The 22711-nt window shown below is 44.1% G+C and carries 15 protein-coding genes and 1 tRNA gene; 12 read left to right on the forward strand and 4 right to left on the reverse strand.

From position 1 onward, the window contains the following. Positions 1 to 93 precede the first annotated feature (93 nt). From MSMTP_RS08835 to MSMTP_RS08880, 8 genes are all read left to right on the forward strand, one after another. Complete coding sequence (locus MSMTP_RS08835) at positions 94 to 795, forward strand: winged helix-turn-helix domain-containing protein (protein ID WP_369799620.1); 702 nt, start codon at positions 94 to 96, stop codon at positions 793 to 795. Positions 796 to 1042: 247 nt separating this feature from the next. Continuing rightward, positions 1043 to 3574, forward strand: coding sequence for a histidine kinase dimerization/phosphoacceptor domain -containing protein (locus tag MSMTP_RS08840; protein WP_048178688.1), 2532 nt, complete (start codon positions 1043 to 1045; stop codon positions 3572 to 3574). Then, positions 3571 to 3999: a response regulator gene (locus MSMTP_RS08845; RefSeq protein ID WP_369799621.1), complete on the forward strand. Its 429-nt coding sequence runs from the start codon at positions 3571 to 3573 to the stop codon at positions 3997 to 3999. The genes MSMTP_RS08840 and MSMTP_RS08845 overlap by 4 nt, the downstream gene beginning before the upstream one ends. 2082 nt (positions 4000 to 6081) lie before the next feature. Beyond that, positions 6082 to 6870, forward strand: a complete 789-nt coding sequence (locus tag MSMTP_RS08860) for a winged helix-turn-helix domain-containing protein (RefSeq protein ID WP_048178691.1) — start codon at positions 6082 to 6084, stop codon at positions 6868 to 6870. An 87-nt stretch (positions 6871 to 6957) separates the two neighbouring features. Next, positions 6958 to 9525, forward strand: coding sequence for a histidine kinase dimerization/phosphoacceptor domain -containing protein (locus tag MSMTP_RS08865; protein ID WP_048178692.1), 2568 nt, complete (start codon positions 6958 to 6960; stop codon positions 9523 to 9525). Between the two features lie 12 nt (positions 9526 to 9537). Beyond that, positions 9538 to 9951: a response regulator gene (locus tag MSMTP_RS08870; RefSeq protein WP_048178693.1), complete on the forward strand. Its 414-nt coding sequence runs from the start codon at positions 9538 to 9540 to the stop codon at positions 9949 to 9951. A 1517-nt stretch (positions 9952 to 11468) separates the two neighbouring features. Then, on the forward strand, positions 11469 to 11924 hold the full coding sequence (locus tag MSMTP_RS08875; RefSeq protein WP_048178694.1) for a response regulator: 456 nt from the start codon (positions 11469 to 11471) through the stop codon (positions 11922 to 11924). A 389-nt stretch (positions 11925 to 12313) separates the two neighbouring features. Next, a complete protein-coding gene (locus MSMTP_RS08880) occupies positions 12314 to 12943 on the forward strand; it encodes a DnaJ domain-containing protein (protein ID WP_197076033.1) in 630 nt (209 codons plus the stop codon). A gap of 108 nt (positions 12944 to 13051) precedes the next feature. Here the strand turns inward: MSMTP_RS08880 and MSMTP_RS08885 are convergent, their stop codons facing one another. The 4 genes from MSMTP_RS08885 to MSMTP_RS08900 form a co-directional block, all read right to left on the reverse strand. Then, entirely contained in the window at positions 13052 to 13642 is a 591-nt protein-coding gene (locus MSMTP_RS08885; RefSeq protein ID WP_048178696.1) for a GDYXXLXY domain-containing protein, read from the reverse strand. Beyond that, positions 13639 to 14787, reverse strand: a complete 1149-nt coding sequence (locus MSMTP_RS08890; RefSeq protein WP_048178697.1) for a DUF2157 domain-containing protein — start codon at positions 14785 to 14787, stop codon at positions 13639 to 13641. Before MSMTP_RS08890 ends, MSMTP_RS08885 begins: the two co-directional genes overlap by 4 nt. Before the next feature lie 94 nt (positions 14788 to 14881). After that, positions 14882 to 16393 (reverse strand): polyphosphate:AMP phosphotransferase, encoded by a 1512-nt coding sequence (gene pap, locus MSMTP_RS08895; protein ID WP_048178698.1) that lies wholly within the window; start codon positions 16391 to 16393, stop codon positions 14882 to 14884. A 2149-nt stretch (positions 16394 to 18542) separates the two neighbouring features. Further along, positions 18543 to 19007, reverse strand: a complete 465-nt coding sequence (locus MSMTP_RS08900) for a hypothetical protein (RefSeq protein WP_048178699.1) — start codon at positions 19005 to 19007, stop codon at positions 18543 to 18545. 730 nt (positions 19008 to 19737) lie between these two features. Here MSMTP_RS08900 and MSMTP_RS08905 point away from each other — a divergent pair. The 4 genes from MSMTP_RS08905 (at position 19738) to MSMTP_RS08920 (ending at position 22554) form a co-directional block, all read left to right on the forward strand. Beyond that, positions 19738 to 20070, forward strand: coding sequence for a DUF2551 domain-containing protein (locus MSMTP_RS08905; RefSeq protein WP_048178700.1), 333 nt, complete (start codon positions 19738 to 19740; stop codon positions 20068 to 20070). Positions 20071 to 20136: 66 nt separating this feature from the next. Then, the gene (locus tag MSMTP_RS08910; RefSeq protein ID WP_048178701.1) at positions 20137 to 20538 is read left to right on the forward strand and encodes a hypothetical protein; all 402 of its coding nucleotides are present in this window, start codon (positions 20137 to 20139) and stop codon (positions 20536 to 20538) included. 110 nt (positions 20539 to 20648) lie between these two features. Then, a tRNA-Gln gene (locus MSMTP_RS08915) sits at positions 20649 to 20721 on the forward strand. Positions 20722 to 21834: 1113 nt separating this feature from the next. Further along, complete coding sequence (locus MSMTP_RS08920; protein ID WP_231582731.1) at positions 21835 to 22554, forward strand: CDGSH iron-sulfur domain-containing protein; 720 nt, start codon at positions 21835 to 21837, stop codon at positions 22552 to 22554. Positions 22555 to 22711: the final 157 nt, after the last annotated feature.

Here is a 22711-nt window from a genome sequence, read left to right on the forward strand (position 1 = left end):
ATGATTGAAATGAGCTCTTCGTTATGTGATACACTCTGGCTTTCCGAGAAAAGGAAAAACCTGCTCCTTCTGTTGATGGAGGGTCCAAGGGATATGGGACAAATCAAAACGTCCCTGAACGTGACCTCCAAAGCCATGACGCCCCAGGTAAAGATCCTGCTGAAAGATGAACTGGTCGTCCTGGAAGAGGATTCCTACGAGCTTTCGGAAATCGGCAGGCTTGTTGTCGGGAACATGCTCCCCCTCCTTAATACCCTGGAGGTTATTGAGGATAACCGGGAATACTGGGCTAGCAGGGACCTTAGCATCCTTCCTGAAAATCTTTTCCTGAGGCTCGGGGAACTTGGGGAATGCATGCTTATCGAACCCGACCTCAACCACATGTTCGACCTTCCCAGGGAGTTTACGGAAAACCTGAAAAAAGCCGGGAAAATCCTTACCCTGGTTTCCTATTACCACCCACTCTACCCTTCCCTGTACTCGGAACTTGCGGAAAGCGGGGTTGAAATGTCAATAGTGGTTACCGAACCTGTGCTTGACCGAATGAAAAACGAGTGCAAGGAAGATTTTGAGACCATCATTAATGCGGAAAATACTCAGCTAGAAGTCTGCAGCGAAAAGCCGGGACTGCCAACCCTTGCCATCACGGACCGCTTCATGTACCTCTGCCTCTTTGATAAGCAGGGGAAATATGACCACAGTAAAATCATGAGCTTTGATGCAAGTGCCCTGAAATGGGGCAGGGAACTGTTCATGCATTACCGGAAAGAAACCCGGAAAGTATCAGATGCCTGAGAATGCGGGTATTTTCAAGAAGAAGTAAAATGAGAAGTCCGAATTCGGGTTTTACTCGAGAGTCATTGCCTTAAGCTTCCCTTAATCATTTCCTTCATTCGTCCTTCCCTTAATCATTCTTCCCTTCATTCGTCCTTCCCTTAATCATTCTTCCCTTCATTCGTCCTTCCCTTAATCATTTTTCCCTTCATTCGTCCTCCCCCTTACTCCTTCACAGCAAGCCAAAAAACACAGGATTGAACCCATCATGAGATTCAAGGATGTCCCATTAAAAACCAAACTGATCCTTTACATCGTAATCGGGGTCTTGCTGGTTCTGGCAGCTTCCATGGGGGTTATCATCTCCACGGTTACCTCCCAGGAAGAAAAGCTGGCATACCAGCAGTCGGTAGAAATGTCCGCCAATTATGCGAACCGGTTCGATGCGGACATGAAAGCCAACTTTGCCATAGCAAAGACGATTTCCAACACCATGGACAGCTATGAGGCTTCGGATAGGGAAGAAGTCCTGGGCATCCTGAAAAACCTGCTTATTGAAAACCCCCTCCTTCTAGGGACATACGTAGCTTACGAACCAAATGCCTTTGACGGGAAGGACGCTGAGTTCGTAAATTCTTCCGGCCATGATTCCACGGGCAGTTTTGTTCCTTACTGGAACAAAATGAACGGGCCGATTGTTCTGGACCCGCTGCTCCACTACGAGCACTCGGACTATTACCAGCTTCCAAAGGAAACGAAAGGAGATTTGCTTACAGAGCCCTATTACTACGAAGGCGTGTTCATGATGAGTTATGTCTCCCCGATCTTTAAAGACGGAGAGTTCGTAGGGATAGGAGGAGTGGATGTGTCCCTGGAATACGTGGACGAGGTAGTCAGCGAGGTAAGGACCTTTGATACGGGCTATGCTTTTATGGTGAGCAACACAGGGACATTCCTTTCCCACCCTACCCATAAGGACTGGATCGGGGAAAAAGGCCTCCATGATTTTGGGGAAGAGGACCTGGAGAAAGCCAGCAAGGACATTAAAAACGGGGTGGGAGGGCATCTGGAGACCACGGACCCTACAACCGGGAAAACCATTGTAATGTTCTACGAGCCCGTGGAAACGGGCAACTCCGCATTCGTCCTGGTCATCCCCAAAGAGGAAATGCTGGCCGGGGTGACAGCCCTCAGGAACAGGCTGCTCATAATCTCGGCTGTCTCGATCCTCTTCATGGCCGCCCTTGCCTGGATGATCGCCCGGTCCATTACAAGGCCAATTGATGAAATTGTTGAAGGGTTCAGCTGCATCGCTGATGATGCGGTAAAAGGAAAACTCGACAGCAGGGCAGATACCGACGTGGAAGTTGACTTCCGGGAAATCCCGCGGGGACTGAATAAGATCCTTGACGCGGTAATCGTCCCCATCCGGGAAACCATGAGGGTGACCAATGCCCTTGCGGAAGGGGAACTGAAAGAAAGGGTCAACCTGGATGTCGAGGGTGAGTTCAGGGAACTCGGGGATACCCTTGACAAATTCTCCGAGACCCTCAACACGATAATCGATGACTCGAATGCGGTCCTCACCGCCTTTCAGAATAACGATTTCAAACATCCGGTCAGGGTCCACGGGCAGGGAGACTTCAAGCTCCTGACCGACGGGATAGAAGAAGCCCGCCGCTCCCTGGGCAGGGTCACGGCCGAGCGCAGGGAAGCTGAAAAAGCTCTGCTGGCTTATGCAATGGAGCTTGAGCAGTCCAACAAGCTGAAAGAAGATATGGAAAGGGTTGTTAATAACAGCCCTGTGGTTGCTTTCCTCTGGAAATACGAAGATAAGTGGCCCGCAGAGTTCGTTTCGAAAAACGTCACCCGGTTTGGGTATGAGGTTGAGGATTTCACTTCTCAGCGCGTCCTGTACGGGGATATAATCCACCCGGATGACCTCAAGATAGTAGAATCCGAACTGGTAAAGAACGTGGAGTCAGGTTCGGACGCTTATTCCCTGGAATACCGGATCTTCACTAAATCCGGAGAATTGCGCTGGGTTGATGAGAGGACCTTTGTCCAGAGGGACCTGAAGGGCGGGGTTCACCTGCAGGGTGTCATTCTGGATATCACAGAGCATAAGAAGGCTGAGGATGCCCTGCTCCTGATTGAAGAAGTCCGGAAAAAAGAAATCCATCACCGGATTAAGAACAACCTTCAGGTAATTTCAACCCTGCTTTATCTGGAATCCGGGAACTTCGAGGACGAGAAAGTAATCGGGGCTTTCAAGGACAGCCAGCACCGGGTCAAGTCCATGGCCCTGGTCCACGAAAAGCTTTACCAGTCCGAAGACATGGTAAGCGTGGACTTTGCAGACTATATCCAGAACCTTACCAATTACCTCTTCCAGTCCTATTCCATTCGAAACGGAAATATCAGTCTGAAACTTGACGTGGACAGGATCTTCCTAGGAATGGATACGGCAGTTCCTCTGGGAATCATCATCAACGAGCTGGTCTCAAATTCCCTGAAACACGCTTTTGCGGAAAAGGACAGCGGAGAGATCAACATCAGCTTGAAAAGGGATGAAAACAGTACGGCTGAAAATCCTGAAGAGTACTTTTTACTTGATGTCAGAGACAGCGGTGTGGGTTTCCCGGAAGACCTCGATTTCAGGGACACGGATTCTCTGGGTCTTCAGCTGGTGGTTTCCCTTGTTGACCAGATCGAAGGTGAAATCAGGCTTGACACGAGTAAAGGAGGAACCGAATTCTTCATCTGGTTCAAGGAGTTGAAATGCAGGACAAAATTATGAAGGAGTTTACAATGACCGAAGGAAGGATTCTTGTCGTCGAAGACGAGCATATAGTTGCAATGGGCATTAAGAAGATGCTGAAGAGCCTGGGGTACCAGGTAACAGGGATAGCCTCCTCAGGAGAAGACGCTATCAGCAAAGCCGAAAGCACCTTTCCGGACCTTGTGCTCATGGACATCATGTTGAAAGGAAACATTGACGGGATCGAAGCCGCCCGGGAAATCATAAAACGTTTCGACCTCCCCGTGGTCTACCTCTCCGCATATTCCGACAGCAAGCTTCTTGAGCGGGCAAAGCAGACAGGCCCCTTTGGCTATATCGTCAAGCCCTTTGAAGAAAGGGACCTGCACAGTAGTATCGAAGTAGCGCTTCAAAGGCACGCGGTGGAAAAAAAGAAGCAGGAAGAAAATCCTGATTTACCGTAAAATGTATATAATTTTTCAATAAGATGCAGATATTTTCAATTAAATGTAGAACGATTTTCAATAAGAGTGGGACATTTTCAATTAGAGTCCCGAATGTAAATATTTACACTTATTTTATTAACCACGGAAGACACGGAAGACACGGAAGGATTGTGCCCCTATTTCCTTTATTCCGTGTTTTCCGTGCTTTCTGTGGTAATTTTCACTTGAGATTGGTGAAGGAATTTGGGTCTTTGACTATAAATGTGGAAAATCTCCATTGAATTAAAAAATAGTATAGGAGTAATATTAAGCCCTGAATCAAAAAAGAGATGGGTAAAATCTGCGGGATACTTTTTACACGCCGGTTTTTCTTTTTAAAGGGGTTGTTTGAATCAGATACACTTCCCCTTTTTTGAGAATCGGGTTTCCTCTCGCATGGGGCTTTCACTTTTGAAGGGTTTTAAACTTTCATTTGTCAGTTTAATTAAATCCCAGCAGATTTCTTATTTTATTGGTGAGTTCCCAACTCATATCCTATTTTTTACTATTGCCGTTTTACTATTGCTGTTTTTTTGTTGGTGAGTTCCCAACTTACATCCTGTTTGCGTTTAGCTGCCTTTTTTCTGCTGATGAGTTCCCGGCTCATCAACTCATATCCATTTGTGCTTATTCTGCCGGCTTCTTCATTGATGAGTCCCAACTCATATCCCGGCATTGAGGTTCGTTTCCCATATGTCCAGATTTCCGCTATATGCCCTCCCTTTTCTTTTCCCACTACGTCAGAAGGGGGCGGATCTGCTCACATATATCTTATTCCCGATTATTTACTTTCTTGAACCTCTGATCATTTCAAGGTTAAAACCGACGCTGACCGGAGAACGACCAACGGGTTTCACTGTTCCCTGACAAATTAGTATATGCCCTTGCTTATATAAAGCCCAAACTCTGAGGTTTCATCAAGAGTAACGGGTTCTGGATAGGGCCCGGGGACTTTGCCTGCGACAGGAGATTTTTTTATGGCTTTAAAAATTACAATGGGATTAAAATGCAGTTTTCGTCAGACATGAAAACAGGTACCTGGCATCCCGGAAGCTAAAACTGTAGTTCAGGATGCACAAAAAAATATGGTGCTGTAAGGGCATTGGGATAACCAGGAAAATACATTTCCATAACCATTTAAGGCACTGAGATGACTAACAACTATAGTTGAATAACTAATCCGGCCACCTGTAATCCCGAAAAAACATATTGGGGAATAAAAATAAAAAGTCTCGAAAAAATGCCTACTAAAAAATTCAAAGTCCAATTCAAAAACAGAAAAGAATTGTTGGAGGGGCCTGAGGGTTGTGACATAAAATCCCACCGCCACAACCTTCAGGTTATTTTTCAATGCATTTGCTGGGGTTCAAAAGAGGAGCATGAAGAACTGCCTCCATTTCTGGTTTGGCCAGTTCCGTTCCAGCTCTCATTTTCTCAGGCGGGCCCGTAAAGAGCCAAACTGCACTCCCACGTGCGAGCCGACTTCTTCCGTTCTTCCTGAGATGTTTTTTCCCATTTTTTAAGGATGCAATTTTTTTGACTTTCGTCTTTTGAACTGTTTTTAGTACCAGTTAGTCGTTTAAACCGTTTAGACCGTTTTTTGTGCCATTTGTTGTTTAAACCGTTTAAACCGTTTTTAGTGCCAATTTTTTGAAATTATCTAAGTCAATATGCCGGGATTTCTCCTGGCAATTTGTTTGTGCCGGATAGGTATTCCCTTCCAGTTCCTGATCAATTATAGGGCCTGTATATTATATAGCCCAAACCATGATGCTCTTTCCGAACTTTCAGGTTAAAGTGAGGGGGATAGGAAATTGGACAAATGAGGTGGAAATGGACGGATGAGTGGAAAATGCCAGGGTGAACGGATATTTCAACGCCTTTAAAATTTTCAATGCCATTCGTGAAACGACCTTATCCCAAAATCAAGCAGTTATTTTTGCTAGCCTTTTATCCCTTTTAGATTACCTTTTACACCGTTAACTTTTTCTATATTCCATTTATTTTCCGATTAAGAACACAATTTTTAAATAAAATGATTCTTATAAAATATCTTTCATAATGAGTTCTTCCCTGAGTGATACAATCTGGCTTTCTGAAAAAAGGAAAAATCTGCTCCTTTTGCTGATGGAAGGGCCTCGGGACATCGAGCAAATAAAAGCCTCTCTTAATGTGACTTCAAAAGCGATGATGCCCCAGATAAAGATCCTGAAAAAGCAGGAGCTGATTCTTCAGGCCGAGGAAGTGTACGAGCTATCGGAGATTGGGAAACTGGTAGTTGGAAACATGCTCCCTCTTCTGAACACGTTTGAAGTCCTTGAGGACAACAAAGGGTACTGGGCAAGCCGGGACATGAGTGCCATACCCGAAGACCTGTTTATGCGCCTGGGGGAACTCGGGGAATGCATGGTGATAGAGCCCGACCTGAACCATATGTTTGACCTCCCCCGAGAATTTACTGAAAACCTTGCGAAATCCAGGTGCATCATGAGTTCTCTTTCCTATTATCATCCCCTTTACCCTTCCCTTTATTCGAAACTTTCACAGAGTGATGCAAAAGTGGAAATCGTGGTGACGGAAGCAGTATTCGAGAGACTGAAAACCGAATCTCCGACCGAACTTGGAGTACTGCTGAATTCCGGAAATACGGTAGTGAAAGTCTTTAGTGAAAAAAGCCTCAGGCTTCCCACAATTGCTGTCACCGACCGTTTCATGTACATCTGCCTTTTCGACAAGCAGGGAAAATACGATCACAGAAAGGCAATGAGCTTCGATGCAAGTGCAGTTCGCTGGGGCAGAGAACTTTTCATGCATTACAGGGGGCTATGCCGGGAAGTAACCGGTGTATAAACGCTGTCGGCCGTCAAAGCCGTGAAATGGCAACCTGTTTTTCGCCGTTCAGCCTACCTGGCCATCAACTGGCGGGAGTTTGGTACAATGAGGTTCAAAAACGTCCCCTTAAAAACAAAGCTGGTTCTTTTTATTGTCGTAGGGGTTTTTCTTGTCCTGGCCGTGTCTACGGCAGTCATTATCGGCACGGTGACCTCCCAGGAAGAAGACCTTGCTTACCGGAAATCCGTCGAAATGGCGAGCAACTATGCGAACCAGTTTGACAGTAATATGCAAGCCAACCGGGCAATTGCGAACACTCTTGCCCTCACGATGGCCGAGTATGAAGGCGCCGACAGGGAAGAAGTGAAGAATATTCTGAGAAGGGTCCTTGAAGAAAAACCTAACCTGATCGGGGCTTATGTTGGGTTTGAGCCTAACGCTTTTGATGGCAGGGATGCGGACTACGCGGATACCCCGGGCTACGACTCTACTGGAAGGTTTGTCCCTTACTGCAACAATATCAACGGCCCCACGACTATCGAGCCGCTTGTTGACTATGAGAGCTCTGACTATTACCAGCTGCCAAAAAGCACGAATAAAGATGTCCTGACCGAGCCTTACTTTTACGAAGGGATATTCATGGTAAGCTATGACTCCCCCATCATCCGGGACGGTGAGTTTGTGGGGATAGCAGGTGTTGACGTCCCTCTGGAATATCTGGATGATGTCATAAGTGATATCCAGGCTTTTGATACGGGCTATGCTTTCATGGTAAGCAATACAGGAATTTTTCTCTCCCACCCTACCAATAAGGAATGGATCGGAAAAAGGAGCCTCCGGGATTCTGAAGCGGAAGAGGTCCTCGCAGCAGCAGAAGATATTCAAAATGGTGTGGGAGGACATATTGAAACCACCGACCCCACCACAGGAAAGACTGTTGTGATGTTCTACGAACCTGTTAAGACGGGGGAGTTCGCATTCGTCCTGGCAGTTCCCAAAGAAGAAATGCTGGCCGGAGTGACGGACCTCCGGAACAGGCTGCTTATAATCTCTGCAATTTCAATTCTTTTCATGGCCGCCCTTGGCTACATGATTGCCAGGTCCATTACAAAGCCCATAGACGAAATAGTTGAAGACTTCAAGAGCATCGCCGAGGATGCCGTTAAAGGAAAACTCGATGTAAGGGCGGATACAGATGTTGAAGTCGATTTCCGGGAAATCCCGAGGGGCCTGAATAAGATCCTTGACGCGGTAATCGTCCCCATCCGGGAAACCATGAGGGTGACCAATGCCCTTGCAGCAGGGGAACTGAAAGAAAGGGTCAATGCGGACCTGCAGGGGGGGTTCAGGGAACTCGGGGATACCCTTGACAAGTTCTCGGAAACCCTCAATATGATCATTGACGATTCAAATACGGTCCTCACCGCTTTCCAGAACAACGATTTCAAACGCAGTATTGAGGTGCATGGGCAGGGAGACTTCAAGCTCCTGACCGACGGGATAGAAGAAACCCGGGAAGTGCTTGACAGGGTAACCACCCAGCGCATGAAGACAGAAGAAGCCCTGCTTGCCTATGCACTGGAGCTTGAGCAGTCCAACAAGCTTAAAGAAGAGATGGAGAATATTATCAACAACAGCCCGGTGATTGTCTTCCTCTGGAAATACGAAGACATGTGGCCTGCGGAATTCGTTTCCGAAAATGTCTCCAGGCTGGGCTACAGTCCCGAAGATTTCACCTCCAAAAGGCTCCTCTACGGGGAAATAGTCCACCCGGATGACCTGGACAGGATGAAGGAAGAACTCTCCAAAAACGTGGAGTCCAGCTGTGAAGTTTATAATTCGGAATACCGGATCCTTACGAAATCCGGGGAACCGCGCTGGGTTGATGAAAGGACTTTCATCCAGAGAAACCATCTTGGAGAAATCCGGCTGCAGGGTATCATCCTGGATATCACGGAGCACAAGAAAGCCGAAGAAGCCCTGCTCCAGATGGAAGAAATCCGGAAGAAAGAAATCCACCACCGGATCAAGAACAACCTGCAGGTAATTTCAACCCTGCTTTACCTGGAATCCGGGAATTTCCTGGACGAAAAGACAATCGGGGCTTTCAAGGACAGCCAGCACCGGGTAAAATCCATGGCCCTGGTCCACGAAAAGCTCTACCAGTCCGAGGACATGGTAAGCGTGGACTTTGCGGACTATATCCGGAACCTTACCGATTATCTCTTCCAGTCTTATTCCGTAGGAGTGAGTGAAGTAAGCTTGAAGCTTGATGTGGATAACATCTTCCTTGGGATGGACACTGCTATCCCCCTGGGGATTATCATCAACGAACTGGTTTCGAATTCCCTGAAACACGCTTTTGCGGGAAGGAACTGCGGAGAGATCAGCATCAGCCTGAAAAGGGATGAATGTGAATCTTTAGATAAAGCATCTGGCACCCGGGGCGAGCAGCAGGCAGGGGAAGCCGAAGAGTGTTTCTTGCTTACTGTCAGAGACAGCGGCGTGGGCTTCCCGGAAGCCATTGATTTCAGGGATACGGAATCCCTGGGCCTTCAGCTGGTAGTTAACCTTGTCGATCAGATAGAAGGCGTTGTAGAGCTTGACACGAGCAGGGAAGGCACCGAATTCAAGATACGGTTCGGGGAGTTAAAATACAGGATCAAAGTATGAAAGGAGTTTAAAATGGCCGAAGGAAGGATTCTTGTTGTTGAAGACGAGCACATAGTTGCAATGGGCATAAAAAAAATGCTTAAGAGCCTGGGATATCAGGTCACGGGGATAGCCTCCTCAGGAGAAGACGCTATCAGCAAAGCCGAGAGCACCTTCCCGGACCTTGTGCTTATGGATATCATGTTGAAAGGAAACATTGATGGAATAGAAGCCGCTCGGGAAATCATAAAACGCTTCGAACTCCCCGTGGTCTATCTCTCTGCATATTCCGACAGCCAGATCCTGGAACGGGCAAAGCAGACAGGGCCTTTCGGCTATATCGTCAAGCCCTTTGAAGAAAAAGACCTGCACAGCAGTATCGAAGTGGCGCTGCACAGGCATGAAGTGGAAAAAAAGAAGCAGGAAGAAAATCCTGACAGTACGTAACCTTTAATATCAGGCTTTCGACAGCAACCCGGAGTACAGGATTAAGTTCCAGTGCTCCGGGTCGGGTTACTATAGTCTATAGTCCCGAAAGCAAATATTTACACTTACATTATAGCCACGGAAGACACGAAAAGCACGGAAGAATTGTGCCCCTATTTCCTTTATTCCGTGTCTTCCGTGTTTTCCGTGCTTTCTGTGGTAAACTTTCACTTGAGCTTGGTGAAGGAATTTGGGGCCTTGACTATAGTTGCTATAACCGAGTTGCTATAACCGAGTTGCTATAACCGAGTTGCTATAACCGAGTTGCTATAACCGAGTTGCTATAACCGAGTTGCTATAACCGAGTTGCTATAACCGAGTTGCTATAACCGAGTTATTATATTCAGTTAACCGGGTCCAGTAATTCCTAATGCATTTATTTCAGTCGAATACCCCGTAGCTTGCTGCGGGGATGGATACTTCCCCGGGAAACGTTGATGATAATGCTAATTCTCAATTCCACTTTTTGTTTGTTAAGTTCTGCTCGAACTAAACCTTATTATGTTTAATGTCTCCTTTCATGGAATCTTCAGCGGTGGCGCGAACATACCCCGTTGCTTGCAGCGGGGTGCGCCAGCGCAACTTTGATTATTCATGTGAGTGTAGAAGGGAACTGGCAGAACATCTTCAATAGTTGGCTAAGTGTTCTTTCTTTTAAATCCTCTTTTTTTCATGTGTTTCCTTAAGGCTGTACCACGTCAGACCCGATCTGAAGAGTGAATGCCTGAAGATGAATTTTAATGCCTTTAAAAATTATAACGTAATGAAAATATCCCATGGCACTGGAAATGTCAGCCCTCATGCGCCAGGAACATGGCCCTTTTCAAATCCCTTCCCCACCGAAAGAGCACCACAAAGCAGGTTATATAGATTTATTTCTATAAAAACAACCTGTAGGAGATAATCCAATCCATTAAGAAATAACCCAATCTATTAGCTCTTGAAATTCAGAATGATTCACCCCTTCCTGGGATTTTGTTTTTCCACCTTTCATGATGTTATGGGCCTCTCCAGGCTCCGGGGAATAAAAATAGCCTCCCGAAAATGGAGCTAAATAACGCAATCAGGTGTCAGGATGGATGTCAGGCCGGACGTTAAGTTGTAGGTAGGTTGGAATTAAGCTGGATGTAGGCCGACATGCAATAATTCCGGGAAACGGAAAGGACGCGGAATATATGGGCCGTTTTCCAGTGCTGAATTATGTGGATAAAACCCTGGTGGATAAAGCTTTATCGGGACCGAAAATGGCAGGATAAAGGTTCTGGCAGGCAAAAGAGGGGATATAAGCAAAGATCTCCGTATTTCCCAATTAACAGGAGGAGGGAAATATCCCTGCGATGGTTTCCGAAAGTAAGGCTCCATGCCTTCATACTAAGAATTTCTGAGAAATGAAATGAAGGGAAGATGGTGTATTATTCGGGCAGGAAAACCGGGTTTAACATTTCAACGAGAGGGAGAACAGATAAAGGTGTAAATTAATGAAAGGGAAAAAGATTCTTGTCGTTGAAGACGAACACATAGTTGCAATGGGAATAAAGAGAATGTTAAAGAGCCTGGGGTATCAGGTTACGGGCATAGCTTCCACAGGGGAAGACGCAGTTTGCAAGGCTGAAAGCATCTTTCCTGACCTGGTACTTATGGACATCATGCTCAAAGGCAAGCTTGGTGGATTGAAAGCTGCAGAAGAGATCCAAACCAGGTTCAATACCCCTGTAATATACATTACCGCTTGCTCCGATAAAAAGATCCGGGCACAGGCCGAAAAGACGGGAGCTTTTGGCTATATCACCAAACCTTTTGATGAAAATGAGCTGGCCGAAAGTATAGAAACAGCTTTAAAGAACCACGAAGCTGAAAAGAAAAGCAGTAACATGAAGACATTTCCTGAATTAATAATTTCCCTGCCCTCAGACTTAGTTCCTGAGGGGCAATAGTTGTCCCCTGTCGGCACCCCTGCTAACCTAAAGAAAAAATAAAACGTGTTTCTGAAGCTGCAATTTCATGGCTCTTTTTCTGCTATCCTTTTCTCTTCTTCCGAGCCTATTTTTTGCTTTTTGTACTGTTTTTTTCAGTTATTCAGTATTGTATCTCATTGTTTTTGATTCGGTATTTTATCTCATTTTCAGTTATTCAGTATTGTATCTCATTGTTTTTGATTCGGCAAAACGTCTTTAAGACTATTTTCAGCAAAACATCTTTAATACCATTCGATAAGTTTATAATATTCAGGTGAAAATTAGTGCCTTAAACTTTATTGATTTACTTTTAAATTCAATAAGGATTAGTCCTGGATCACCCCATAAATTGGGTGTCAGGCTTTTGAATGTTAGGTCCTGAATTTGGTTCTCCCGGTACAATCATGGTCGTAAACGATTACTACAGGGTTCTGGAGATTTCGGAAAATGCCTCTGCAGAGGAAATAAAAGCCGCCTACCACAGGCTTGCCTTTAAATACCACCCCGACAGGAACAACAGTGCGTATGCCGAAGAGCAGATGAAGAATATAAACCAGGCGCATGATATTCTTTCGGACCCGAAAAACCGGGCTGAATATGACCGGGAAAGGAAATTCGGACCAGGTTTTTCGGGCCGGAGCAGTTACTCGAAACCCCGGGAGTACACCTGGAGGAAAGAGTATACATGGACGTGGGAAAGGCAAAGCGGAACAGGCAGGACTTCAGGCAGAAAAGAATGGGGCAGTTATTCCGGAGGTCCCGGCAGCAGAACTTCGGCATCTGGCCGTGGAAAAACACCTGGCTGGCAGGCCGGAAGGCGCAATTCGAACCCTGGAATCCTGGATATAATCATACGCGTTCTTGGCATCCTGGCCGCAATCTGGATTATTCTTCTCCGGCCAATGCTGATTATTTTCCTTTTGATTCTACTTGCACTTATTCTTGCGTTCTGGGTCCTGATAATTGAAATACTCCGGATGCTGAGAGGGAGGAGGTAAAAACGTGCAGGGCGAAGGGTCTAAAGTAAAAAATACAGGATGATCGCATTGTAAAAAGAAAGGGACCGCAGAATAACGGCCCCCCACAAACCGGCTTTCAAACCAGTTTTAAAACGCCACCTTTTCTCCATCAATCAGCAGGTCCTTGATTATGGCATTTCCCTGCCTGTCAAGCACGACCCTTACGTCCACACGTTTTCCTTTCCACTGCTGCGTTTCGATCTCCCGGCCCCGGCCTTCAGGCACAAAATAGCTCTCAATGCCGTACTCGACCCGGATTTTGGAAACAGATGTTCTCCGGGGCACAGGAGGTTCTTCGTGAGGCACTTCTTCCACGGTGGGTTCATAGTCGTATGTTATACTTTTCACGGTCCCTTTGATGTAAAGCTCACCTTCCGGCGGGGTCCTGTATATTTTTTTGGGCACGCCGTAGCCGTCTTCAAGTTCCAGCGCCAGGTATACCCTGTCATCGTATTCGAAATCGGCGGATTCGGCCGGGACCTCGGTAAGATCAAGGCGGCTGATATCGTAGTTAAGGACCACATAATCCCCCCTGAACATATCCCTGGGGTCTACAGGTACTGTTTTCAGGAGCACTTCCTCCCCTGTCCGCAGGGTATACTCCTTTGAGGCGATGAGGCCTGCGAAAATAAGGAGCCAGATGGCGAAAGTTATATAGAGGATTTTCTTCGGGTTCATGCCTTTTCTCTCCCGAACCGGGCCTTGAGTTCTCTTCTTTTTCGCTCAAGGAGTATACTGATTGCAAGCATTACAAGACCTCCTGCAATGAAAAAAAGGGACCTTGGCAGCATTTCCCAGAAGAAATCAAAGTACCGGGCAATGATGAAGGGAATGAACCAGAACATTGCGGTATTGATGGCCCCCATGTTTTCGCTGCTGTAGCCGGTATAGAGCAGCATAATAAGCACCCCGAGAAAGATAACATTGAATACTATCATGTAAGTTTTTTCATTTTCGGGGTAGTAGCCTGTGACGAGGCTCATGCCGAGCAGGAGCAGCACCAGTATGAAGACTCCCACATCGGTCTGATAGCTTCTCAACCGGGTGCGCAGGCTTGGGGGGAGCAGCAGGATCAGCAGTAAGGTTCCGATGGCTGCATAAATAATGGGAGTTGTTTTTCCGAATTCGTAATTTAGACGAAATGTGTGCAGGAACAAAAAGAGGAGGGTTGCCTGCAGCCCTATGAATTTGTAGGGCCTGGCAGCAGACTTTACCTTTTCAAAGAGTTCATGGAGAGTCCCGACCAGATAGAGGGCAAGCCCCTGCAAGAGAAAGAGGTCCAGAATATCAATTGCCTCTTCAAGCCTCCGGTTCTCGCTGTACAGCAGTCCGCCCCATATAAAAAATAGTAGAGAACATAAGCCCGCACTTGCGGTGGAGCAGTACCCGTAGACCAGAGGGAGGGAACCCAGCAGCCAGATGAACACCAGAAAATGGGAATTGGCATTAACATTATAGATCTGGGCGATAAGAAAGACACTGGCCCCGAAGAAGATTGCTGATAAAAAGAGAAGAGCAGATCCCAACCTCGGGTACTTCTGCTTTTGGTATAGGAAGTGGTAGCCTGAGAGATGTATACCAAGGGTGCTTCCCACAAGGAGCAGCGTTTTTGCATAATCCGGGATTCCATTCCAGTGAGAGGCTACAAAGAGAATGGCACCGACACCGATTAAGATTGTGCCGATTACCGAAAAAGCAATAATCTGTCCTTTTGATTTGTGCTCTTCCCTGTATTCGGCAAGATCTTCGGACATTTTCCGTGCCTGTTCCGGGTTTATCGTGCCGTTGTCCACCCATTTTCGGATCAGGTCTTCATCGAACATATAGAATTATTTGTGGGTTACTTGAAATAGTTTTCTATTAATTATCAAAAAATTCGATTTGATGCCCTGTCTGGCAGCTAATTTCTACTGCAAATTAGGACTTAAGTTCTTTTTCCAGCGTTTCAGCCACGGTTTTCAGGACCTTGATCCTTGAATAGTACTTGTCATTGGCTTCCACGACAATCCAGGGGGCATAGCTTGTGCTGGTTTTCTGGAGCAACTCTTCTGCAGCGTCTACGTACGCTATCCATCTTTCCCGGTTTCTCCAGTCTTCAGGAGTGATTTTCCACTGTTTCCGGGGGTCTGCTTTTCGGCTTTCGAAGCGCTTGAGCTGCGTATCCCGGTCGATCTGGAGCCAGAACTTAAGGACAATTGTTCCCGAGTTTGCTAGGACTTCTTCGAACTCATTGATTTCCCGGTAGGCCCGCTTCCATTCATCTTCACTGCAGAGCCCTTCTATCCGTTCCACCAGGACTCTCCCGTACCAGCTCCGGTCGTAGATAGTCATGTGCCCGGCTTTCGGAATGCCCTCAAAAAAGCGCCAGAGGTAGTGGTGGGCTTTTTCGATGTCGTTTGGGGCTCCTACAGGGATCACCCTGTAAAGCCTTGGGTTCAGTTCCTGGACCAGTCGGTGGATGTCCCCCCCCTTGCCTGCCGCATCCATACCTTCAAAGACGATTACCAGAGAACGCTTCTGCCTGAAAAGTTCGTACTGGAGTTCGCTGAGTGTGTTCTGAAACTGTTTTTTTGATTTTTTATATTCATCGGATAAAAGCGCTTTTGAAAGGTCTGTCTTTTCCAGCAAGGAACCGTTAAGGTCGAGGGTTTTGGAGGTCGAGATGTCCAGGTATTTGATGGTCTGCTGCCCGGGAGTCCTGGTAACTTTTTCTATATGTTCTCTGACAACCTGAATGACAGTGCTGAAGATTTTAAGGGTTGCAAATTTCCTGTCATTTGCCTCTACAATTGTCCAGGGGGAATGGGGAAAGTCGGTTATTTCCAGGACCTTTTCTACCACAGGCAAATACCTGGAGTATTCGTGAATGAAGTCAAGTTCTTCTCCGCCGGCATCTTCGTATTCATCCACGATCAGGGGGATATTGCTCTTGCGGATTTTCCTGAAGCGTTCTTTTTGTTCCTTCTCGCTTATATGGAGGAAAAATTTGAGGATAAGGTAGCCGTCCTTGGAAAGCTGGCGTTCGAAATAATTGATTTCCTTCAGACAATTTTCCAGGGCCTTATCAGAGCTTTCTCTTCCGTACTTTTCGATAATTGCCCGGCTGTACCAGCTCCTGTCAAAGATTGCAATTTTACCCCTGACCGGGATCTTGGTCCAGAAACGCCAGAGAAAAGGTTTAAGGGCTTCCTCATAGCCAGGTCTCACCATTGTGTGGAAGTCATATCCCCTGGGGTCCAGGGGCAGGATGAACCTGTTAATGTCCTCCGCAATCCCCGAGGCATGCCAGCCCTCAAACACAAGAATAATCGGGATCTTCAGCTCCCAGGCCTGGCGCTGGATTTCTCCAAGTTCTTCTTCCAGGGAGTCTAGACTCTCTTTATAATCTCCGTTTTTCACGCTCATTGTCAGGTCGATATTTTCTAGCATAACGGGTCTCGCAGGAAACTCTATGTAAAAATAAATTGCATATGGGGAGGTCTCACATCACTGTACATTTCAATTGATGAACTATTTGAAATAGAGCATCCGCCCTTAAATAAATGCTGATTGTGCATAAGAAACAAAGAATATCTAAAGTAAATAGTCCTGTTATATTATATACTGTTATATTATAAATCCTGCCGGGGGGTCACCAGGTTAAGTGCAGTAGGGCAATATAATGTATTGTTCTTAAATTATATTTGACATATTATAATAATGGGGATTTTATTATATAATAAATATACTATACATGTTGAATATTATTATAGTTGCCCATTAAATAAAATATCCCGTCATTTTAATTTAAAATTTCACTTTTAAATTGAAAAGGTGGCAAAATTTAGCAAGCATATGTTTTTGGGGAATCTGGCCTCCGATAGTCTAGCTCATTCAAAGTGGAAAATAATATATAAATATAGCTCAATAAAAATTATGGATATATGGTAAAATGTGCTTGCTTGCAAACCAATACAGAAATAAATATAGGGAAATGACTATTGATAGTTAAAAATTCTAATAAATAGTGGTTTGTGACAGCCTATTCATATGATAATGTATTTAATGGATGCTGAACTTAGATGTATTATATTTTATATGCAATGAGGTGTATTATGCATATAAGTTGCCAATACAAAAGTCATAAGAAATAAGTATTAAATTAAAAACATATATCATAATATACACATACTATATATGCACTTAGAGGTATGAATGATATGTTGTAAACCATACCTTAATAACATACATATTACAGCAGATAACCAATTATATATATATCTTAATGAAGGCATGATAATTTGCATACTGGCATCAAATGCAAGGGCATATCAATTAATATATACTATATAAAACATATATTGATAATTAATTGATTTTTTCAAGGCAATTTGACCTTAGATGATATTACATGAAAAGATATGCATATGGGAGTAGATAGGGGATATTTAAGTTACTTTTAAGAATTATGATTAGATACAATTCAAAGAGGTATATAGTATACAATATTCATTTTTATGACTCTGCTTAAGATTATTACACACCTTAAACAATATAAAATGGAAATTCAATTATACAAATAGAGTTATTTTAAAAAACCATTTAAATTTGCCTATATTTATATAATGTTATTTGAGCTGATAACGCTAGACTATTTTACAAAAAATGAGTTAAGTACACATAGTAATAAATAGTAAAATTTTACATTAATTAAGTCCGAGATGGCGATTTATCCCAATAATAACTATGGGTCCAGAGATCTCAATTAAGCATATTCATATAACATATGGTAATTATCTGGTTTTTGCAGGGTGATATATGTTTCTGAACTATTTTTCTTACTAAATAACGGGTATATCGGTGGAAAAGGGCATATTCCTATATGTTATGTAATGATCGGGTCAACCAAAACATAGATTTTGACCTGCCTGGAAACCAATCCATATAAACTATAAGAACAGCCCCTTGATGCAGGAAATGGAGACTCAATTTAGCAGGAGAAACACCTTGATTACCCTTAGTAATTATGTGCCACGGTGATTATTACAAAAGTGGGTTTATGTTCACAAGCAGCCCAAAGTAGAAAAATTAGTCTTGAAGGAAATGAACCCAGGACGAAATAAGTATTTATTTCCTGAAAGTTATGCTTTTTTTTCAAAGTTCACCCATTGAGACAGTAATAAATAAGCATATTTTTATATATTATCTTTTGGCCCATATATGCTAGACTACGTGAGTCATAAAGTACTAAAAACGCATATACAATCTTTGGGAATTGTAAGAACTATTTATAGAATAGTGATCTAAATTTTTGTGATATATAACCTTATATAATCTCATGTTACCATATATATCTGAGCCATCCCCCAATATGCATGATTAAATATAATATCATATTTTAAGATAATATTCACAAAATATTAATAAGATCCTTTTATTAATAGTCAACATTGAATTAATATGGGAAGATGTTAATAAGGTTGTGGTGTAATAATATATTGTTACAACTAATTTAATCTCCTATTTACCCGATTTATGAGAAATATTTCACCAGGTCCTTGCAAAAAAACAGTATTTGATAAAAAAATGGAGTAATAATTTATAATTCGAGCCTGAGCTCGAAAATTTCTTCAAACTGTCCATATTTTTTACGGGCGCGGTACAGGTGCTGCCGAATAGGGGCCATTTCCCTGGCCTTTGCAAAGAGCGCTTCTATTTCCCCTTTTGAAAATACAGCCTCCATTTTTTTTAAGGGTATGGCTTCAAGCCCTTCCAGATCCCTAACTACCGGATTACTTATAGGAATCGGGACAGGTAGCAGAGAAATGGGAGCTTCGTCCAGCCAGTTCCACTCCGGGCCATATATGATCGCATAAAATACCCCGCATGCCGTGCACTTTGTTGCAACTACGATTTCCTCCCCCGAAACATGATAGCTAATGCTAACCATTGGGGAGTCACAGTGCGTGCAGGTACCGATTTCATTTTCTTCTAGACTGTATGCGGGCATCGGAGTTTCCCCCATGTAGAGAACATTACCCTGAAGGTCATACCTGTAATCCATTATTATCACACCTTAACGTGGGCGGGAAGTTAGGAAGGCCTCTATGCAAGCCAGCCTCCCCATACATTTCTGTCTAAGGTAATAAAACTATTAAAATTCATCCCCCTCAGGACTGAAAATATGTGAAAGCACAAACAGTTTAACTTTGAAAGCTACAGAAGGTAAAAAGCGGGAAAGGAGGGAGAACTTATATTAAATTCCGGAGGAGATCCTGAGGAAAACTCAAAATAACTCCGAATTATGCCGGGGATCGGTTCATACAGGAGACTGGGGAGTTCGCTAGAGTCATCGAGAGGAGCCCCCTATAAAATCGATACCAGTAACCGCCTGAGGAGAAATCTTTATATAGAAGTTACTCGAAACTTATTAAGTACCGGGGTAAATATATATTACAAGTTTTCAAAGATTGGAGGGTACTCTAAGGCCTATTTCAGAGTTTTACGCCATAGGATGGCTTTTTGAAAAAACGGATGAAAAATAAAAATATAGAAGTAGGATTACTTTGTGGGCAAGTCCCCTAAATCCAGCAAATATATTATTGGGGCGTAAAAAACAATATATCGAGGGAGGGCATATATATACATTAGAATTAATGGTATCAGTGATAAAAATATAATTATCGAGCAAGTAAAAAAAATTATAATCATTCCCATCATAACGAATTAATTTACAAACCTATATATAGAGTTAAAACTGACATAGTTTACTGTATCAGTAGAGGTGGTAACACATGGGATCCATCCGTTCCAAAATCAAATCTAGAGTAGAGAAATTTATTGAAGTAGATTCCACCGGCTATCGAAGAGCAATTTTATGCATCTTTATAAAAGTCAAGAAAGCAACCATTGACGAGCTGCATGAAATGCTTGGAAAAAAATACAATGTTTCAAGGAATACGGTTGCATCCATGGTGGGATATATTCATTCAAAGCTCGGGATACTGAGGTCTCACAAGGAGTCCTATAAGACCCCGATGGTATACACTCTGCGAGAAGAATATCTGGATCTGCTTATGAAAGTCGTAAATACGCCACCTGAGTCGTCAAATGATGCAATTGCATAAAGATTGCTGCATAAATTTAAGATTGCCACATAAATTTTGATCTCATTCTAATTTTGCTGATGGACTATGTCACTTGTTAAAAACGCCCCAAGAACAGCGACGACCATTATTGTCCGCTCGGACGCAAATTCCCGCATAACTAAAACAAGGAACCCTTACGATGCCCTCATGCGGCGCATTTTCCAGGAAGATGCCACTGCCCTGAGAGGCCGGAAGTTCTTAACTATAATAGAAGAAAGGCAGGCTGCAGGCAACCCGGTCAGGACCGAAGAATGGGAAAAGATACTTGAAGAACTTCAGGTTGGACGTGCCTCTTTTTATGCTATGCGCAACAAGCTCCTGGGTGCAGGGCTCATCTCCATAAGCAAAGGGGAGTACAGGCTTTCAGGCCAGTTTTCCAGCGACCTGATGGACATGGCCCGCTGGTGGTGGACCGCTGTCCTGGACCAGAAAGAAGAAAACCTTTAAAGTAAACCGTAAAATTTCATAATGTGGGCCGAAAGCTATATATACAGATTTGTCCTTTAGAAGATACGCTCAGGGGCGCTCGAAGGCGTGCCCGAGAGTTAAATCAACGAAGCCCGGTAGTGTAGTGGTCAATCATGCAGGACTCTGGATCCCGCAACCTCGGTTCGAATCCGTGCCGGGCTATCTTAAACTCGTAAAGATTCCTACGAATGTTTCGTAGAAACACCCTACCTTTTTCCCTGAATAACAGCTGTGTAGCTAAGATGTTCAGTATTTTGGCACCTCATTCAAGACAGATATCCTGACAGATGCCTCAAGATTTCCACAGCCGGAGTATCTCTATACGAGGCTTCCTCACACTTTTTTCATGGGCTCCTCAGGAGGCTAGGAGGAGGTTTAAAGGAGACGTAGTTATATTTCTCCATTTATAGTTTTAACCGCGCTCAGATAAATACATGTGTTCACTGAAAAGTTTCAAAAAGTAAGCCATTTTCAGAATGGGGCGCATCTCCCTGAGGTTTAAGCCCCTTTTTATACCCTGATCCGTGGGGATGCCCTGTCAGGCCACATCAGGGAGTTGGCGTGCGGCAGGTGCCGGGGGTTGAAGTTGCCTTTGGTACTTTTTTGCTTCGATGATCAATTATGAGGGCTTGCAGGCTCATGATGGTGTTTCTGAAGCGTGAACCGGAGAATATTACAACTTCTTAATACTAAATTCCCTATGGAGGTAATTTGTAAAATATATTTTTTATGTGATTTGCATGGGTGTCTAATAAATAAGTATCAACAGAGATTCGTAACTACGGAAAGTTACAACTTTTTATACAAAAAAGTTAGAAATTGGTGGATGTGAGGGGGGTGGGAATCTAAATTATTTTGAAGTTTTCGATAAAGCTTGTTTTTCGTCCTCCTAAACATTTAGAGTGCTTCTATTCAAATAGGAATTATTCAGTTACCTTTGCTCCGAACTTATTTTTCTGCTATACTCAATGATGATTATTTTAATAAGGGTCATATAAAAATCGTTAATTTCGTGTCTAGTATAAAACATTATGGAATCCTATTCCTATGTCACCCAGATCTCGGTAATTTTTAGAAAACCACAAGGAGATGTGTTTTTTGACTTCCGATAAACTCAGAAAGTAGCTGCGTGGCTGTCCTCTTAATTACGAAAATATCCGATTTCCAGACTGGGATAGTCTTTGAGCGTGTATACGCGGAGGAATCATCAAAGAGGCGAATAGTCAGACTAAACATCCAGTACTGCATTATAAGAGGTAATGGGAGACTATGGTTATGGCAGTCAATGAAAAAGAAATGAGGATTAAGATAATCAAAGATGGACCTTATCGGGTTACAGGTGGAGTGCCGCTTTTCGAACAGATAATTGTCACCGACGACGCTGGTCATACCAGAGAATTAATTGATATAAAGGAATACCCCCGGCAGGATGCCTATATCTTATGCCGCTGTGGCTCATCCAAAAATAAGCCCTTCTGTGATGGGACCCACCGCAAAATCGGTTTTGACGGCAGCGAAACAGCCAGTCGAAAGCCTTACCTGGAAAAAGCGGAAACGTTTGAAGGTCCTGATCTAAAACTCACCGATGCCCACGAGCTCTGCGATCATTCCCGTTTCTGCCAGCGGTCTGGCGGAATAAGGGATCTCATAAAAAAATCGGACGACTCGGAAGCCAGACAAAACGCTATAGAGGAAGCCATGATCTGCCCTTCGGGCCGGCTGGTCATGTGGGATAAGAAGACAGGCAAACCCTTTGAAAAAGAATTTGAACCTTCTATTGTACTGGTTCATGACGAACAAAAAGGTTGTGAAGGCCCCCTTTGGGTTCGAGGTGGTATCCCCTTTGAATCTGCAGATGGCAGCATGTATGAATCCCGAAACAGAGTAACCCTCTGCCGCTGCGGGAAGTCAGAGAACAAGCCCTACTGTGACGGCAGCCACTGGATGAGCAGCCAGCAGAAGCTCAAGTTCAGGAAGAAATGGGGCCTGGAATGAGTGAGTTCGTTGATTAATAGAGATTCTTTACTTACGGAAATAGTAATCTCGCATAACAATCAGGCAATCCAAAAGCCAAAGTGAAAGCAATTAATGGGCGATTCCGCGATAAAAATAGAGAATTCGAGGATAGCCTTCTTTATTTCGACATATCCTC

Source organism: Methanosarcina sp. MTP4 (genome assembly GCF_000970045.1).
Lineage (GTDB): Archaea > Halobacteriota > Methanosarcinia > Methanosarcinales > Methanosarcinaceae > MTP4.

Bases quoted from the DNA above. Each gene is read 5' to 3' on its own strand.
- MSMTP_RS08890 (WP_048178697.1), bottom strand. From the start codon at position 14,787: ATGTTCGATGAAGACCTGATCCGAAAATGGGTGGACAACGGCACGATA.
- MSMTP_RS08910 (WP_048178701.1), top strand. From the start codon at position 20,137: ATGTCACTTGTTAAAAACGCCCCAAGAACAGCGACGACCATTATTGTC.
- pap (WP_048178698.1), bottom strand. From the start codon at position 16,393: ATGCTAGAAAATATCGACCTGACAATGAGCGTGAAAAACGGAGATTAT.
- MSMTP_RS08920 (WP_231582731.1), top strand. From the start codon at position 21,835: ATGGCAGTCAATGAAAAAGAAATGAGGATTAAGATAATCAAAGATGGA.
- MSMTP_RS08900 (WP_048178699.1), bottom strand. From the start codon at position 19,007: ATGGATTACAGGTATGACCTTCAGGGTAATGTTCTCTACATGGGGGAA.
- MSMTP_RS08840 (WP_048178688.1), top strand. From the start codon at position 1,043: ATGAGATTCAAGGATGTCCCATTAAAAACCAAACTGATCCTTTACATC.
- MSMTP_RS08845 (WP_369799621.1), top strand. From the start codon at position 3,571: ATGAAGGAGTTTACAATGACCGAAGGAAGGATTCTTGTCGTCGAAGAC.
- MSMTP_RS08835 (WP_369799620.1), top strand. From the start codon at position 94: ATGGGACAAATCAAAACGTCCCTGAACGTGACCTCCAAAGCCATGACG.
- MSMTP_RS08880 (WP_197076033.1), top strand. From the start codon at position 12,314: ATGTTAGGTCCTGAATTTGGTTCTCCCGGTACAATCATGGTCGTAAAC.
- MSMTP_RS08875 (WP_048178694.1), top strand. From the start codon at position 11,469: ATGAAAGGGAAAAAGATTCTTGTCGTTGAAGACGAACACATAGTTGCA.
- MSMTP_RS08885 (WP_048178696.1), bottom strand. From the start codon at position 13,642: ATGAACCCGAAGAAAATCCTCTATATAACTTTCGCCATCTGGCTCCTT.
- MSMTP_RS08865 (WP_048178692.1), top strand. From the start codon at position 6,958: ATGAGGTTCAAAAACGTCCCCTTAAAAACAAAGCTGGTTCTTTTTATT.
- MSMTP_RS08860 (WP_048178691.1), top strand. From the start codon at position 6,082: ATGAGTTCTTCCCTGAGTGATACAATCTGGCTTTCTGAAAAAAGGAAA.
- MSMTP_RS08905 (WP_048178700.1), top strand. From the start codon at position 19,738: ATGGGATCCATCCGTTCCAAAATCAAATCTAGAGTAGAGAAATTTATT.
- MSMTP_RS08870 (WP_048178693.1), top strand. From the start codon at position 9,538: ATGGCCGAAGGAAGGATTCTTGTTGTTGAAGACGAGCACATAGTTGCA.